15 protein-coding genes are annotated in these 14,849 nt (G+C 65.3%); 7 read left to right on the plus strand and 8 right to left on the minus strand.

Annotated features, from left to right (window positions below):
- Window positions 1–265 precede the first annotated feature (265 nt).
- On the plus strand, window positions 266–661 hold the full coding sequence (locus tag AC1RWI_RS35740; protein WP_492870683.1) for a DUF488 domain-containing protein: 396 nt from the start codon (window positions 266–268) through the stop codon (window positions 659–661).
- A 9-nt stretch (window positions 662–670) separates the two neighbouring features.
- On the opposite strand, the gene AC1RWI_RS35745 is transcribed toward AC1RWI_RS35740, so the two are convergent.
- Both AC1RWI_RS35745 and AC1RWI_RS35750 read right to left on the minus strand, forming a co-directional pair.
- The gene (locus AC1RWI_RS35745) at window positions 671–841 is read right to left on the minus strand and encodes a hypothetical protein (protein ID WP_173430694.1); all 171 of its coding nucleotides are present in this window, start codon (window positions 839–841) and stop codon (window positions 671–673) included.
- 222 nt (window positions 842–1,063) lie between these two features.
- Window positions 1,064–1,780, minus strand: a complete 717-nt coding sequence (locus AC1RWI_RS35750) for a GntR family transcriptional regulator (protein WP_492870684.1) — start codon at window positions 1,778–1,780, stop codon at window positions 1,064–1,066.
- Between the two features lie 307 nt (window positions 1,781–2,087).
- Here AC1RWI_RS35750 and AC1RWI_RS35755 point away from each other — a divergent pair, with 307 nt between their 5' ends.
- The 3 genes from AC1RWI_RS35755 (at window position 2,088) to AC1RWI_RS35765 (ending at window position 6,359) form a co-directional block, all read left to right on the plus strand.
- A complete protein-coding gene (locus AC1RWI_RS35755; RefSeq protein ID WP_492870685.1) occupies window positions 2,088–3,335 on the plus strand; it encodes a nucleoside recognition domain-containing protein in 1,248 nt (415 codons plus the stop codon).
- 553 nt (window positions 3,336–3,888) lie between these two features.
- Complete coding sequence (locus tag AC1RWI_RS35760) at window positions 3,889–5,988, plus strand: FUSC family protein (protein WP_492870686.1); 2,100 nt, start codon at window positions 3,889–3,891, stop codon at window positions 5,986–5,988.
- Between the two features lie 92 nt (window positions 5,989–6,080).
- Window positions 6,081–6,359 (plus strand): DUF1488 family protein, encoded by a 279-nt coding sequence (locus AC1RWI_RS35765; protein WP_043352399.1) that lies wholly within the window; start codon window positions 6,081–6,083, stop codon window positions 6,357–6,359.
- A gap of 4 nt (window positions 6,360–6,363) precedes the next feature.
- Here AC1RWI_RS35765 and AC1RWI_RS35770 read toward each other — a convergent pair whose 3' ends face one another.
- On the minus strand, window positions 6,364–6,834 hold the full coding sequence (locus AC1RWI_RS35770; RefSeq protein WP_492870687.1) for a universal stress protein: 471 nt from the start codon (window positions 6,832–6,834) through the stop codon (window positions 6,364–6,366).
- A gap of 66 nt (window positions 6,835–6,900) precedes the next feature.
- Window positions 6,901–7,743, minus strand: coding sequence for a L,D-transpeptidase (locus tag AC1RWI_RS35775; RefSeq protein WP_492870688.1), 843 nt, complete (start codon window positions 7,741–7,743; stop codon window positions 6,901–6,903).
- Between the two features lie 283 nt (window positions 7,744–8,026).
- Here AC1RWI_RS35775 and AC1RWI_RS35780 point away from each other — a divergent pair, with 283 nt between their 5' ends.
- Both AC1RWI_RS35780 and AC1RWI_RS35785 read left to right on the plus strand, forming a co-directional pair.
- A complete protein-coding gene (locus AC1RWI_RS35780) occupies window positions 8,027–8,821 on the plus strand; it encodes a DUF1835 domain-containing protein (RefSeq protein WP_043350404.1) in 795 nt (264 codons plus the stop codon).
- Between the two features lie 22 nt (window positions 8,822–8,843).
- The gene (locus AC1RWI_RS35785; protein ID WP_043350405.1) at window positions 8,844–9,482 is read left to right on the plus strand and encodes a TetR/AcrR family transcriptional regulator; all 639 of its coding nucleotides are present in this window, start codon (window positions 8,844–8,846) and stop codon (window positions 9,480–9,482) included.
- A gap of 49 nt (window positions 9,483–9,531) precedes the next feature.
- On the opposite strand, the gene kefC is transcribed toward AC1RWI_RS35785, so the two are convergent.
- Complete coding sequence (gene kefC, locus AC1RWI_RS35790) at window positions 9,532–11,346, minus strand: glutathione-regulated potassium-efflux system protein KefC (protein WP_043350408.1); 1,815 nt, start codon at window positions 11,344–11,346, stop codon at window positions 9,532–9,534.
- A 10-nt stretch (window positions 11,347–11,356) separates the two neighbouring features.
- Window positions 11,357–11,938, minus strand: coding sequence for a glutathione-regulated potassium-efflux system oxidoreductase KefF (gene kefF, locus AC1RWI_RS35795; RefSeq protein WP_043350409.1), 582 nt, complete (start codon window positions 11,936–11,938; stop codon window positions 11,357–11,359).
- Window positions 11,939–12,354: 416 nt separating this feature from the next.
- Between kefF and AC1RWI_RS35800 the strand changes: the two genes are divergently transcribed.
- Entirely contained in the window at window positions 12,355–13,053 is a 699-nt protein-coding gene (locus AC1RWI_RS35800; RefSeq protein ID WP_043350415.1) for a GNAT family N-acetyltransferase, read from the plus strand.
- Between the two features lie 81 nt (window positions 13,054–13,134).
- Here the strand turns inward: AC1RWI_RS35800 and AC1RWI_RS35805 are convergent, their stop codons facing one another.
- Both AC1RWI_RS35805 and AC1RWI_RS35810 read right to left on the minus strand, forming a co-directional pair.
- Window positions 13,135–13,626, minus strand: coding sequence for an Lrp/AsnC family transcriptional regulator (locus AC1RWI_RS35805; protein WP_043352404.1), 492 nt, complete (start codon window positions 13,624–13,626; stop codon window positions 13,135–13,137).
- Window positions 13,627–14,026: 400 nt separating this feature from the next.
- Window positions 14,027–14,599 carry an EF-hand domain-containing protein gene (locus tag AC1RWI_RS35810; protein WP_492870689.1) on the minus strand — a complete coding sequence of 191 codons (573 nt, stop codon included), beginning with the start codon at window positions 14,597–14,599 and terminating at the stop codon, window positions 14,027–14,029.
- Window positions 14,600–14,849 lie beyond the last annotated feature (250 nt).

The following is a 14,849-nucleotide window of genomic DNA, read 5'->3' on the forward strand; positions in this document are numbered from 1 at the left end:
GTCTGCTTTGCAGCGGCGTTTCGTGTTGCGAGGGGGCGAATCATAGGGGACCCCCTCGGCCTTGGCAAGCGTTTTCTGAAATGATTCTGGTGTCGACAGAAAAGTGTCGCAAAAGACTTATGTAGGCCGGTTGGCACCACCGAACCACGGCGCTAGCCGGCAGCCACCTGGCTGCGGCAAACTATGGCCGCAGCACAGGCCCGGGGGGGCGCACGACGAAATCCGCTACACCCGCGGGTCACTCTATATAGAAGGAGGAACTTGCATGACCATTCGCATCGTGAAGCTCGGCTCGCCCCGACAGCCCGACGAGGGAATCCGCATCGGCACCGTACGCAGGCCGCCCCGGGGCGTGCCGAAAGCCGAGTTCGCCAAGCGTGACTTCTACGATGTGTGGTTTCCGAACCTGTCGCCCTCCGCCGAACTGGTTGCGCAGGCCCTGGACATACAGGCCGGGGGGGATGAAAAGGCATGGCGGGCATTCGAGCGGCACTTTCGTGCGGAAATGGCGCGCCCGGAAGCCAGCAGGACATTGGATCTACTGGCCGCGATGTCACAGCAAACGAATTTCTCGATTGGCTGTTATTGCGAACACGAGGAGCGATGCCACCGCTCTATATTGCGCGCCCTGCTGGCGGCGCGCGGGGCCGCGCTATCTTAGGCGATGCACTCAAACCGCCTTCTGGTCGCGCACGCACTGGCGGTGGAACAAGGGGCGCAGGCTGGGCCAGCGGATAGGCAGGAGCGGGGTGCAATGGCGCACAGCGTCGCGCTCGGCATAGTGGGCCAGCAGTTGCTGGCCAACCGACTGCCGGAAATAGGCGGGCGTCGGGTAGTCCATGGTCAATCCCTATTGTGGTTCATCAGGATCGACAGTATACCGAATTTTGGTGCACTGCGTCATGCCGAGGCTTGAAAACGCCCCATTCCGGGGCATGACATTGCTGCCGGAATGCCCAGAAATACCAATGAAATCAACGAAAAGCAGCGCCATGGCAGCGGCGGGTGCTGACTTGACTTGACGCGGGATCGATTTCGTATATCGAATACTATCTACCAGTGCTCAGGAACCTGTGGCGGCGGCCTCGGCCACATCTTCGGCTGCCTTGGCAGCGCTATAGACGTGCCGGGTCGCCAACAGCGCCGCAAGATCCGCATCGCCGGCGATGACGGCCTGCAGAATCTGCGCATGCTCTTCCCAGTTCTGCCGGGCACGCGTCACGTTGGCCGGCGCGAACAGCAGGCCCGTGCGCTCCCTGAGCGTACGCACCATATCCTGCAGCACGCTATTGGCCGCGATATTGCCCAGCACCTCATGGAAGCGGGTGTTCAATTCGATGAAGCGCTCCGAGCGTCCGCTCGCGGCGGCCTCGGTGCCCTGGCGCAGCACTTCGCCGAGCTCGGCGATCAAGGCGGGATCACGGCGCTGGGCAGCCAGCTTGGCGTTAAGCCCCTCCAGGGTGGCCCGCACTTCGACCATTTCCTTGGCAATGTTCGGCGACAGCGTCGCCACCGAGGCGCCCCGCCGGGGCTCGATGCGCACCAGGCCTTCGGCGGCAAGCGCGCGCAGCGCTTCCCGCACGGGGATGCGCGACACGCCCAGTTCAGTGGATAGCTTGTTCTCGACCAGGCGCTCGCCCTGGTTGTACTGCCCACCGAGGATGCGCTCACGCAACGTATCGGTCACCAGGGCAAACAATGGGGAGTGCTGGGCGCCAAGACTGGCGCCAGCGGAATCCGAACCAGGAAGTGCGTGTTCGGTACCATGGGCGTCGGACATAGATTCTGGCTTGGGTCGGCGAGACACTGTCCTCGGGTGTGGCGCGCGTGCGTGCCATCGCGGACGAATGTCAAAGGGACAAGGGACCGCGGCGCTGGCCCGGAAGACTGAGGGGCAATGCGATCGCGGCGGCATTGTCCGCATTGTATACCGGCGCGGTACGGTTTTTACGCAACACACATTGCCAGTGCCAAGGCTGACGCCAGGGCGCGCCGGCCCTGGCACAACGCGCCGCCCATGTGCCATGGGCACGGGTCCGGCAGGCTATGATGCGTAGGCTCTCCCAAACCCCGCCTGCGATTCGCCGATGGCTCTTAACCTGGTCTGGCTCTCCTTCTTCCTGCTCGCCTTCGTCGTCGCCTGCATTCGTGTGGCGACAGGCGATACCGCGGTGTTTCCGGCGATGCTCGCGAGCCTGTTCGACAACGCACGCACCGCGTTCGAGATTTCGCTTGGCCTGGCGGGCGTCATGAGCTTATGGCTGGGCATCATGCGCATTGGCGAGCGCGCCGGCGTAGTCGACGTCTTTGCGCGGGCGGTCAATCCGCTTTTGCGCCACTTCTTCCCCGGCGTTCCGCAGGGCCACCCGGCCCAGGGCGCGATGATGATGAATGTATCGGCCAACATGCTGGGGCTCGACAATGCGGCGACGCCGCTCGGCCTCAATGCCATGCGGGAGTTGCAGTCACTCAATCCGCGCGCTGACACAGCCAGCAACGCGCAGATCATGTTCATCGTGCTGAACACGGCTGGCTTGACGCTGATCCCGACTTCGGTGATCGCCATGCGGCAAGCGATCGCCGTCAAGCAAGGCCTGGTCGGGTTCAATGCCGCGGATATCTTCCTTCCTACCCTGCTCGCCACCTGCGTGTCCTGCGTTGCAGGCTTGCTGGCAGTGGCTTGGGCGCAGCGGCTCAACGTGCTCAAGCCGGCCGTGCTGGCCGCCTTCGGGCTGCTGGCGGCGGCTGTCGGCGGAGTCTTCCTCTGGCTGCGGCACGCGCCCCCGGAGCAGGTGAGCACCGCCACCGCGCTGGCTGGCAGCGGCTTCATCCTGACGTTGATTGTGGTCTTCCTGATTTGCGGCGCCGTACGCGGCATTAACGTCTACGAGGCCTTCATCGACGGCGCCAAAGAAGGCTTTGGCGTCGCGGTGCAAATCATTCCCTATCTGGTTGCGATCCTGGTGGCGATCGGGCTGTTTCGGGTGACCGGCTGCATGGATGTCCTGATGCGGGGCCTGAGCGCCGCTTTTGCCTGGCTGGGCCTCGATACCGCCTTCGTCCCCGCGCTGCCGGTCGGGCTGATGAAAATCCTGTCCGGCGCTGGCGCCCGCGGGCTGATGATCGACGTCATGAGCACCTACGGCGTCGACTCCTTCCAGGGCAAGCTCGCCGCGATCATCCAGGGATCGACCGAGACCACCTTCTATGTGCTCGCCGTGTACTTCGGCAGCGTCAACATCCGCAACACGCGGCATGCGCTTGCCTGCGCCTTGTTCGCCGATCTTGTGGGATTGTGCGCCGCAGTCGGCATCGCCTACCTGTTCTTCCGCTGAAACGGGCACGCCGTACCGCGATAAAAGCCGGCGAATCGTCAACAAACGCTCGATGAAAACAGGGCAAAAAGAGAGAAAAAACCAGTTTTCAATGTATTGCGCTGCAATTTTGTTGCTCACATGCAACATGTTTGTGAAGCCAGACACGCTTGGCCTGCATGCCGCTTGGTGCGACGCAACAAATCATATATAGTGGAGTCTGTCTCCTCCACCACCTCGGTGGATTCCAGCCCGCGCACGAAACTGCGCGGGTTTTTTTTGTCCGCGTTTTGCCAGTCCGCGTGGTTTGCCCTTGCTGTGGTGGCTCACAGCAAAGCCTGCAGTCGATTCTGCCCAGCGCACCAAAGAAGCCCAGGCGCTGCACCATGAGAAGGCCAAACCGCACCGCTCCGGTGTAAAACCCCGGATTTCGCGCTAAATGTTGCGACGCAACATTCGATCCCGTAGAGTCAGCCTGTCCCTTGCGCCTGGCAGGGCGGATCTCCGCCTCGCAGCGCCCACCCTCCTTGCTGACATGATTTCCGCGCTGCGCCTGCCCCGCCCCGATGCCTCGATGTTGCAAAGAGGCCTGGTCTACGCCTTCTCGTTCCTGGTCCTGGCCGGCACGGGATGGCTCACCGGGGAAGCTGGCTATCTGTGGGCGGCAACGGCTTCGATCTGGACCTGCCTGGCCGACCGCCGCGGCACCGCCGCCGAACGGCTGGCGGCACTGGGCTCTGTCGGCATTGGCGGCGCGGCCGCATGTGCCCTGGGCACCGCTGCGGCGGTGACGCCATGGACGGCGCTCGCCGTGGTGCTTTTCACCGGGCTGGCCGCCGGGCTGGCCGAGACCCGCGGCCCCGTGCCTGCGCTGTCGGCCAAGCTGCTTTACGTGGTGCTGATCGCCTCCTGCCTGCAACCAGCGGGCGGGGCCGAACTGGCCGCGCGTGTGCTGGCCCGCAGCCAGGAATTCCTGCTCGGTGGAGTCTTCGCCTGCGTCGTCAGCCTGGCTCTCATCCGATCCGCTCGCGACACGCGGCCGCGCGCCGAGATACTGGCGGTGTTCGATGCGTTGCTGCGTTTTGCCTCCGATCTGGCGGCCGATGCGCCCGTGGGCGACGCGACGGCCATCAAGCGCGACATCCGCGAGCGTATCGAGGCTGCGCATCAGGCGATCAACATGCGGCGCAGCCTGCGGGACCCGCTTGGGCTGATGCACTATGCCTATGTGGTGAGCCTGGCCGATGCCATGTTCGCCCTGTTGATCGTTGCCGCCGAACTGCGCAGCCGGGCCGATGACACAGGCCCCAAAGCCGGTGACGCTGGCAGTGCAGAGCACCTGCCGCTGCGCCACTTGCTGCGCTGCGTCACCGATGTCCGGGAGCAGGTCGGCGAAGGTCTGGCGCATCGCGCGCCTGACCTGCCGTCGCTATGCGCGGCGCTGGCTGGCGAACTGCGCCGCCTGCATGCGCCGCTGGCCAATGCCGGGGCGCCGCCGTTGTACCAGGCTGCGCTGAGCGCACTGGCCCGCTATCCGGCCTTCGGCGACTGGCGCCGCGAGTACCGTTGGCCGCGGCGCGCCTTGCGCCGGACATGGCAACGCTGGCGCGCCGTGGTTGCGGAGCACACCGCTCGCGATGCCCGCGTGGCCCGCCATGCGGTGCGGCTGGCGCTGGCTGGCGGCCTGAGCCTGATGCCGGCGCAGTTCTGGAGAGTCGATCACGGATACTGGGTGGCGGTCACCGTCATCATGGTGCTTAGCCCTCAGTTGCAAACCACCCGCAGGATCTCGTTCCTGCGCTTCGCGGGTTCCCTGGCCGGCGCGCTGCTGGCCTGTGCCATCGGCCTGGCTCACCCATCGGCGCCGCTGGCCCTGGCAATCAGCGCGGCCTGCCTGGCGGCCGCCTACACGTGCCGGCTCGCAGGCAGTCCCGGTGCCTTCGCGATGTGCCTGACGCCCGCGGTGATCCTGTTCTCGTGGGTCGGGGCCCCAGCGGCGGACAGCAGCCACTTTGCCGCGCTGCGGGGCATCGATACGGCGCTGGGCTGCCTGATCGCCCTGGCCACCTACTACGTGCTTGCGCCGCGCGCCGAGCTATCGCGGGTTTATCGCCATAGCCTCGACGCGCTGGCGGCAAACACAGCGTACCTGCGCGCAGCATTCGCCGGCGCCAGCGCGTTCACGACCTCGCCCACCCGCTCGCCCGCGCCGACGCAGACACGGCTGGAAGCCTTGCGCATGGCGGCCGGGCGTACCTCCAGCCGGGCGGATCAAACCTTGCAACAGGGCGTGGCAGAGCTCGCTCCGGAACTGGCCCGCGAGTACACCCAGTTGCACCTGGGCTTGCGGCGCATGGCGGCACTGGCTGGCTTGGTGCGTGCCGGGCTAGAGGCCGAAGCGGGCAAAAGCCAGCCGGAACCGGCCACGCAGGCGGTCCTGCAAGGCCTCGCCGCACAGCTGTCCGACCTGGCGGCCAACCCCGGCGCAGGCGTGACTTCGCTTGCAAGCGGGTTCCAGCCCGATTCCGCCGCACCGCTGGACCGGTTTCTGGTTGAACAGGCCGGCTTCGCCTCGACCCTGATCAGCGCCACCCACTCAGCCGTAGCCGCCGTGCAGCGGCTGGCTGGCGGCCAGCCCAAGCCCAACGAGCCGCATGTGCCATATCCGGGTTGATGGCGGTCAAAGCCCAGCACTCTGCGTTCATCGCGGATCGGAACCATCTCCTAGAATGGTTCCATTCCTCAGTGACCGGTGTGAGGCACGCCATGCCCGAAGTTTCCTTTCCCCGCAGCGTTCCCACCTACTGTGCGGCTAGCCTGACCCTCTCCTGCCCCGCCACTGTCAACGGGCAACCCACCTTGTATTCGATCACGGCCGAGGCGCTCGAGACCCATTTCGGCGCCCGCTCCCCACGCGAGGAGGACCTGGTACGGGCGTTTACCAGCCATCGGCAGCGTATCGAACACATTGCCGAGAGCCTGTTTGAACTCACCCAGGCGCGGGAAATCCTGTTGCGCAGCGGGCACATCCGATTCGCAGGCTGAAGGCTCAGCCTTGCGCCGCCTGGCCGCGCACCAGGAGCACCGGCACGCTGGCCTGCCGGATCACGGACTCGGCCACGCTGCCCAGGACCAGCCTGCGCACGCCACGCCGGCCGTGGGTGCCGATCACGATGAGGTCTGCGCCCCACTCGGCAGCGGCATCGTTTACCGCGCTGGCAATGTCGCCCCCAACGGCCTGCTGGGTGACCAGCCGCGTTTCGTGGGGCACGCCCTGCACGCTCAGGCGTTGCGCAGCGGCCGCCAGTGCACGTTCGCCGCTGTCAGCCAACGCTTGCAGCACGGGCGTCGGGTCGTAATACTCAACATCGAACATAAGCTGGCCGTTGTCCACGACATACAAGACGAGGACTTGCGCGCCCCCGGTGCCCGCGATCCGGATTGCCTCGGCAAGCGCCAGGTCGGAGGTTGCGCTGCCATCCACTGCCACCACAATCTTCTTATAAGCCGTATTCGTCATTGCCATTTTCTCCAGAAGAACAACGGATAGTGGCGGATGCGACATCGCATTCCGCCGGATTCGATACTACTCGCCCCCGCGCGACGCAGACGTTCCATGCGCGCCCGAGTCCACAATCACGAGGTAGCGCCCGGGCCGGGCCACCGGCGCCCGGCCCGGCGCCAGGACCCAGAGCGAGTCGCCGCGCTGCGCAGCCGCCAGGTAGTCGGCATCCAGCAGCCCATAGTGGTCAAGGAGGCGATTCAGGGTGGCGGGAATCCGCACGCATCCCTTGGAGGCCGGGTGGCCCAGCCGAGATTCAAGCCGGTCCGGATCGGTAGCATGCATCTGCAAGCGCATCTGGCTCTCCCCGCCCTTGCCCCAGCCACGTTGGGCATCGACCCAGCCGAAGTCATAGATGCGCATCCCGCTGACGCCGTAGCCGCGGATGCCGTTTTCGTTGTAGGTGCCCTCGGCGCGGAAATCCATGTTGTCCATGCTGTGGCTGAATACACCGGTCGGGGTAATGAAATGATCGAAAGCGCCTGGCTTGCCTGTCGAGACGGGCGCGGCGCCCACCCACTGCCAGGGCGCATCGTCGGCGGGCCGCGCGAACAGCATGGCGGCCTGGACGCGCGGGTTGCGATCAACCAGCACAGCCCAGTCACCCGCATCGGCCTCTCGCCCGTCTGCCTGTAGCGCGGACGCCAGCAAGCCGGCATACCGCACGGCGACGGCCGCCGGGAGACTGAGATGGCGGGACACCTGCTGCGCGAATGCTTGCCGGACCATGCTGAGCTCATTGGCGGCGGCAAGTGGTGACTGGAACGCTACCAGCGCGGCTAACGCCGATGGCGCCAGACATCTGAAGCGAACGAGCCAGCGCCGGAAACCCTTGACGCGGGCCCGCCCGAGGCGAGCGCACGGCATGATTGCCTCCTTTGGACGGGCGTTGCGGCTAAACGCCATGGTTGGCGTTTACGCGGTACGGCGCCTTGTGCAGAATCAAGCTCCATGCACGCAGGCGCTCCGACGCCAACGTCCCGAAACGGTGGACGGTCTACCTATATAGACCGCGAGGGCACCGACTATTTCCGTTGTGTATGCCAGACGCCGCTTCCAGCGGACGAAGGATCGCCAGCGCACCGAGCGTTGCGGCTCAGCCGCCGCGTTTCGTGCCTTACGCCGGTCGCATCCATATACAATCACGCCCATGCAATACATCCATGTCGTCAACGGCGACGTAGCGGGCAACACGCTACGGCAAGCCCTCGCTCAGGCCGCCAGGCCCGACCCGGTCGTCGTGCTTCGCGACGATCTCGCCGTCGGGCCGCTGGCCGATGTCGATAGCAGCGGGCTCATCCGCTCTGGTTTCTGGCAGCGCGTGGCGCCGCACAGCGACATCGACTTCGCCGCGGAAATGCATCAGGCGCTGGACCAGCTGCATGGCCTGCGCAAGGATGAGCTGGAGGTTGCCATCTGGCATGGCCAGAGCGCTTCCGACCAGTTGATGCTGCGCCGGGTGGTGTTCCACCTCTACCAGTCGCCCCAGCGCATCAATGAAGTGGCCATGGACCTGCGCGAGCTGGAAGCGCCCGCGCGCGGCAACCTGGCCGCTATCGGCATGTATCCCGCGGCCCGGCTGGCGCGGCGCTTCTCCACCATCGCCCCGGTCTCGGTGCTGCGCCTGGGCCGGCTGGGCTATGAGTGGCAGCAGAACGTCAAGGAAAACGCCGACGTGCGCCTGTGGAAGGGCAATACGCTGGTGCCCGCGGCTTACCACACGGTCGATGAAGTGATCCTGGAGCGCGCCCCGCTGGAATGGGCGCCGGCCGCGCAAGTGGTGGGCGGCGTGATGGGCGCCATCGAAGGCCTGCTGGCCAGCGACTGGTTTGTGTTCTGGCGCTGCCGCGAGCTGATCGGCGCCGGCCAGCTGGTGCTGCGCGGCAACGCCGAATCGCTGCAGACCTGCGAGCTGCGCCGCAACCTGTCCGCCGGCGGCGAGTAAAAAGAAAAAAGAGAAGGTCTCCATGGCCCGTACCAAGGCACCCGATTTCGAGGCGCAGCGCGAGCAGATCCTGGACCTGGCTGCCGCCGCCTTTGCCGCCAGCAGCTACCCCAGCACCTCGATGGCCGACCTGGCTGCCGCCTGCGGCACCTCCAAGGCCCGGCTGTACCACTATTACGAGAGCAAGGAGGCGATCCTGTTCGACCTGCTCGACCGCTATACGCGCCGGCTGATGCTGATCGTGACCGAGGTCGAGGCGGAAGCGGAACGCCAGGGACGCAGCGAGCTGGATAGCTTCTCCAACCTGATCCGGGCCTTCCTGGCCGAGTACGAGACCTCGCAGACCCGGCATGTCGCCCTGATCAACGACGTCAAGTTCCTCGCCGAGGAGCAGCGCGACCAGATCCTCAAGCGCGAGCGCGATGTGGTAGCCGCCTTCTCCCGCCAGTTGCGCCGGGCCTATCCCGAGCGCGTCACCCGCGACAACCAGGCCGCGCTGACGATGACGGTGTTCGGCATGATCAACTGGACCTTCACCTGGCTCAAGCCGGGCGGCAAGCTGTCGTACGCGGAGTTCGCCGAGATGGTGATCGACCTGCTGGCGGGCGGGCTGCCTGGCGCCCGCGCAGAACCCGCGGCGCGGCTGCGCGGTGTCGAGTAACACATATTCATAGGCAATGCCGGCGCCATTGAAGCGCCGGCGCGGCACCTCAGGACCAGTCTTCCTCTTCCCGCTGGCGGCGCTGATCGCGGTCCTGGCGGAACATCTCCTCCAGCTCGTCGCGCGCCTGGCGCGCCAGCGAGACCAGCTTCTTCTGGTCCGTGTAGTGCGGGTAGAAGCGCTCGATCGCCGCGATGTTATGCCGGCGAAAGCGCAGCGCGACCGAGCGTGCCTGCACGGGATCGTAGCCCAGCCCCTCCAGCACGCGACGGCCCAGCAACAGCGAGCCCTCGAACACTTCGCGCTCGAACAGATGCACGCCGCGGTCCTTGAGCTGGTAGACGTGCGACACATGGCGCGCCCGCGCGTAGATCTGCAGGTGTGGGAAACGCGCTCGCACGCTGTCGATCAGCGCGAGGCTGTCCTCCATGCCATCAATCGCCACCACCAGGATGCGGGCCCGCTCCGCGCCTGCGGATTCAAGCAGGTCCATGCGTGTGGCGTCCCCATAGAACACCTTGAAATCGTACTGGCGCAGAAACTCGATCTGGTCGGGATCATGGTCCAGCACGGTCACACCGATCCCTTGCGCATAGAGCAGGCGGCCGATGATCTGGCCAAAGCGGCCAAAGCCGGCGATCAGCACGGGGTTGTCCTGCGGCGCGATCACGTCGTCCGGGCGCCGCGCCAGGCGGGCCAGCCGGGGCGCCACCAGCCGGTCGAAGGCCAGCAGGAGCAATGGCGTGGCCACCATCGACAGCGCCACCACCAGCACCAGCAGCGCCTCGGTGCGTGCCGGCAGCAAGCCGGCGCCACCCGCCACGCCAAACACCACGAAGGCGAACTCGCCGCCCTGTGAAATCAGCAGCGCGAACAATAGCCACTGGCCGCGCGCGATGCCAAAGCGCGGCGCCAGCAAGGCCAGCACCAGCGTCTTGAGCAGCACGAAGCCAATCACCAGGGCAGCCACCCGCACCGGCGCATGCATCAGTACGCCGAAGTCGATCGACATGCCTACCGCCATGAAGAACAAGCCCAGCAGCAGGCCCTTGAAGGGCTCAAGGTCGGCTTCCAGCGCATGGCGGTACTCCGAGTCCGCCAGCAGCACGCCAGCCAGGAAGGTGCCCAGCGCCATCGACAATCCCACCGCGTCCATCATCAGCGCGATGCCCACCACGAGCAGCAGTGCGAAGGCAGTAAACATCTCGCGCATGTCGGTTCGCGCGATAAAGCGCAGCGCGGGGCGGACCAGATAGCGCCCGCCCACCACCACGGCGCCGATCACCCCGACCGCCTTTGCCGCCCCGAGCCAGCCCGCCGCGCCGGACGCGCCGGCGTCGGCGCCACCGGCAGCCAGCAGCGGCAACAGCGCGATCATCGGAATCGCGGCAATGTCCTGGAACAGCAGGATGCCAAAGCTGGCGGAACCCGCCGGCGTGCCAAAGAGATTGCGTTCGGTCAGCGTGGCCAGCGCGATCGCGGTGGACGACAGCGCCAGCCCCAGGCCCGCCACCAGCGCGACCTGCCACGATGCCCCGACCAGCGCGGCGGCGCCGCCGAGCAGGAGCGCGCAGGCCGCCATCTGGGCGCCGCCATAACCAAAGATCACGCGGCGCAGCGCCCACAGCTTCTTGGGCTCGAGCTCCAGACCGATCACGAACATCATCAGCACCACGCCGAACTCGGAAAAATGCAGGATGGATTCGACGTTGGTCACCAGCCGCAGTGCCCACGGGCCGATCGCCACGCCGGCCAGCAGGTAGCCGAGCACCGCGCCCAGGCCAAAGCGGCGCGCCACCGGCACCGCCACTACCGCGGCAACCAGAAAGACCACCAGGGCCACCAGGAAATCATGTTGTTCCATGGCGCGCTCCTCAGCTTGCGGCGGCGTTGGTGACAACGCCGCGAGCGCCGTCAGCAATGCCGCCCAGCACACCGGTGACCCGGCCGATATGGCCGGCAAGCGCCTGGGCATCAGCCTGGTTGGCATCGTGCAGCACCAGCGGCGACAGCCAGCTCATGCCGCACAGCACGGCGGTCTGCTCCAGCGGCAGCATGTACTCCTCGATGCTGTGGCCATGGGTGCCGTCGGGCCCGTAGGAGTCGGCGTGGCCACCGGTGCTGGCCACCACCAGCATGGACTTGCCGCGCAGCGCCGTACCGCCGGGGCCGTAAGCCCAGCCGCTCTCCAGCACGTCATCCACCCACAGCTTGAGCAGCGCCGGCATGCTGTACCACTGCACCGGGAACTGCAGCACCAGCGTACCGGCCCGCGCGAGCGCGCGCTGCTCGGCTACCACATCGATGTCGTAGTCGGTATAGCTGGTGTAGAGATCGTGCACGGTCACGCCGGGCAGGCTTTCCAGCGCCGCCGCCAGCGGACGATTGACGCGCGACAGGTGCGGCCTGGGGTGGGCGTAGATAACGAGAATCGGGGGCTCGGCCTTGGGGTCCACGAAAAATCCTGAAAAATCGGTTGCGCAACAGTCGCCACGAGGCCGAAAGATGCGCCTAGAACACTTTGAACTGCGAATAACCGGGGCTGCTTCACCCCGAGGCAGGGGCCGATCTCACGCCCCAGCACGGAAAAAGCGGATATGCGGCGTTGCAGCAAACCCACACCGCCGGGCGGAAAGCGCGCTTAAAGCACCAAACAACCCATTGATTTATATAGATTTAGTTGGAATTTACAAAATCGAACAAGGTTGATGCGAGGCTCACCTTACGTGGAACTGACAAATCCACTACAATACTTTTTGCATTGCAGCAAGATAGTGTTTGCCCTTGTACTCAGGCCGATTTGTCGAAAGTGCATGGACGAACACCCGCTGAGTGCTATTTTTATACCTGATTACGTCGCAAGGAAAACAAAGTGAATCCGCTCGAACTGAGCAAGGCCGTCGGGGCCGTATCCGACGAAGATCTCCGCCGTGCAGCCGCAGCAACGCAAGCCTCGCATCGCCCCGCCACCCTGGTGCGCGAGTTGGCTGCGCATCATCGCTCGCGCCTGCTGAAGCATTTCCTCGCCCTGGGCGAGGAGGATCGCCTGCTCCGTTTTGGCCAGTCGGTTGGCGATCATGTGATCGAAGCCTACGTCGACAGCATCGATTTCGACCACGACACCGTGTTCGGCGTGTACGACGAGCACCTGGAACTGATTGGCGTGGGCCACTTTGCCAACCTGCGCGACAACACGCAAGGCCGCGTCGCCGAGTTCGGCGTCTCCGTGTCGCAGAGCGCACGTGGCCGCGGCATAGGCAGCTCGCTGTTCGAGCGTGCGGCCATGCACGGCCGCAACAGCAATGTGCGCACCCTGTACATGCACTGCCTGTCGCGCAATGCCGCCATGATGCACATTGCCAAAAAGGCCGGCATGAAGGTGCAGTATGCGTACGGCGAGGCCGATGCCTACCTTGAACTGCCGCCTGCCGATACCGTCAGCCGCCTGACCGAGGCGCTCGACGAGCAGGTTGCCGACCTCGACTACATGCTGCGCCGCAACCTGCGCGATGCGCGCCGTTTCGGCCTGCGCTTCTGGCGCTCGATGGTGCCGCAAAAGCACACCGCCTGAGCGAAGCCTGCCGGCATTGCACCCACGGCGCGCCCGCCCGGCGCGCCATTTTCTTTGGTGCCGGCGATAACCGCGAGGCCCTCAGCCCCCTGGTACCGGCAAGGCCGTGGTGTCCTTGATGCATTCGAGAGCGAAGCTCGATCGTACGTCGATGACCGCGGGATGGGCCAGCAAGTGGTCCTTCATGAAGCGTGCGAAATGCTCCATGTCTTCCACGTAGACCTTGAGCAGCAGGTCCATCTCCCCGGTCATGGCGTGGCAGGCGGCCACTTCCGGCCAGATCTCGATGGCCGCGCGGAACAAGTCCAGCGGCGCCTTGCCCTTGGGCGCGCCCCCGTGCTTCTCGAGCCGTACATTGATATAAGCCAACAGCCCCAGCCCGATCCGGCCGGGTTCCAGCAGCGCCGCGTACTGGCGAATCACGCCAACCTCCTCCAGCCGGCGGATGCGCCGCAGGCACGGGCTGGGTGACAGGTTCACGCGTTCGGCCACTTCCAGGTTGGTCAGCCTCCCGTTGGTCTGCAGCACCTCCAGGATCTTCCTGTCGATCTTGTCCAGCTCCACCTTGCTCACGATATTGTTGCTCCGCAATATGTTTGTCGGCAATTTTTTTGCGCAAATTTAGCAAACCGTGCACAAGTACGCAATTTTTTATGGCGACCTGTCTCCTCCAGCTTCATTTCGCCCTGCGCGATCGCCTTCCGGGTGCAAGATGCCGCCGCGGCGTACAGCCCATGCACAGGAACGGGGCGTCAGAGACTGCCATGGCAAATGCGGCCGGATCGCCCCGGACGTTCCGGCCTTCAGGGGCGCGGACTATTCGCTGATCTGGCAGGTCGAGCGTTCGGAAGGCAAGGATGGTGCCAACACTGGCAAGAGCCGCCAGCCACGGAGCAAAAAAAAAAGCGCGGCCGGCAACGGTCGCGCTTTTTTCATCTGCCCACGGCGCGACGCGCCGTGGATCCTGCCTCAATCAGCCACCGCTGCTCGACGGCGCTGCCGGGTTGGACTGGCTACCGCGGGGCATCCGCTGCATGCGCTGCTCGTGCATCCTCTGCATGCCAGCGTGGATCTCGTCCAGCGTCAGCTTGCCGTCGTGGTTGGTGTCGAGCTGGTCGAAGTGCTTAGCCAGGTGAGGCATCCCGGCTTGCACCTCTGCCTTGGTCAGCGCACCGTCGCCATTCTTGTCGGCCGCCTTGAAGCGGGCATCGAGCTCGGCCCGCATCTCGGCACGGCGCTGCTCCATCATCGCCTTGTGGTAGGCCGCCAGTTCGCTCTTGTCGAGCTTGCCGTCGTGATTGGTGTCGATCTTGTTGAAGAGCGCGTCGGCCTCCGCCTTGGAGATCGTGCCATCGCCGTCGGTATCGATCGATTTGAACCACATGCCGCCGCCATGCTCCATATGGTGGCGCATACCCGCCTGGGGTCCCGGGCCCGGCGCGGCGGGGGCAGTGGTCTGGGCGAAAGCTGCGCCACCCATCGCCAGGAACACCGCCGAAGCGGCCATGAAATTCCGGATCGAACGTGCCTTGAGATTGCCTTGCATGTCTTTGCTCCTTTTTCGTCTCGGTGGACTGGTAAGGATTAGAGCGCACGCCAGGCTGGAAAGTTGGTCCACCTAATACGTTGTTACGCGGCTCACAGTTAGGCACCGCCGGCGTAAACCGCTGAAAGTAACGTAAACAAATTGGCGCAGCGCTGTTACAAATCAGTCTTTAGCGGAGATAGGTTCGTTGCCGCCCTGGGACTGCTGCTGCGGCAAGGACTGCGGCGGCGGTGCGGGGATGGGCGTGGCG

It is taken from the genome of Cupriavidus sp. MPR-AND1C (assembly GCF_058809705.1).

Bases quoted from the DNA above. Each gene is read 5' to 3' on its own strand.
- AC1RWI_RS35740 (WP_492870683.1), top strand. From the start codon at position 266: ATGACCATTCGCATCGTGAAGCTCGGCTCGCCCCGACAGCCCGACGAG.
- AC1RWI_RS35745 (WP_173430694.1), bottom strand. From the start codon at position 841: ATGGACTACCCGACGCCCGCCTATTTCCGGCAGTCGGTTGGCCAGCAA.
- AC1RWI_RS35750 (WP_492870684.1), bottom strand. From the start codon at position 1,780: ATGTCCGACGCCCATGGTACCGAACACGCACTTCCTGGTTCGGATTCC.
- AC1RWI_RS35755 (WP_492870685.1), top strand. From the start codon at position 2,088: ATGGCTCTTAACCTGGTCTGGCTCTCCTTCTTCCTGCTCGCCTTCGTC.
- AC1RWI_RS35760 (WP_492870686.1), top strand. From the start codon at position 3,889: ATGTTGCAAAGAGGCCTGGTCTACGCCTTCTCGTTCCTGGTCCTGGCC.
- AC1RWI_RS35765 (WP_043352399.1), top strand. From the start codon at position 6,081: ATGCCCGAAGTTTCCTTTCCCCGCAGCGTTCCCACCTACTGTGCGGCT.
- AC1RWI_RS35770 (WP_492870687.1), bottom strand. From the start codon at position 6,834: ATGACGAATACGGCTTATAAGAAGATTGTGGTGGCAGTGGATGGCAGC.
- AC1RWI_RS35775 (WP_492870688.1), bottom strand. From the start codon at position 7,743: ATGCCGTGCGCTCGCCTCGGGCGGGCCCGCGTCAAGGGTTTCCGGCGC.
- AC1RWI_RS35780 (WP_043350404.1), top strand. From the start codon at position 8,027: ATGCAATACATCCATGTCGTCAACGGCGACGTAGCGGGCAACACGCTA.
- AC1RWI_RS35785 (WP_043350405.1), top strand. From the start codon at position 8,844: ATGGCCCGTACCAAGGCACCCGATTTCGAGGCGCAGCGCGAGCAGATC.
- kefC (WP_043350408.1), bottom strand. From the start codon at position 11,346: ATGGAACAACATGATTTCCTGGTGGCCCTGGTGGTCTTTCTGGTTGCC.
- AC1RWI_RS35810 (WP_492870689.1), bottom strand. From the start codon at position 14,599: ATGCAAGGCAATCTCAAGGCACGTTCGATCCGGAATTTCATGGCCGCT.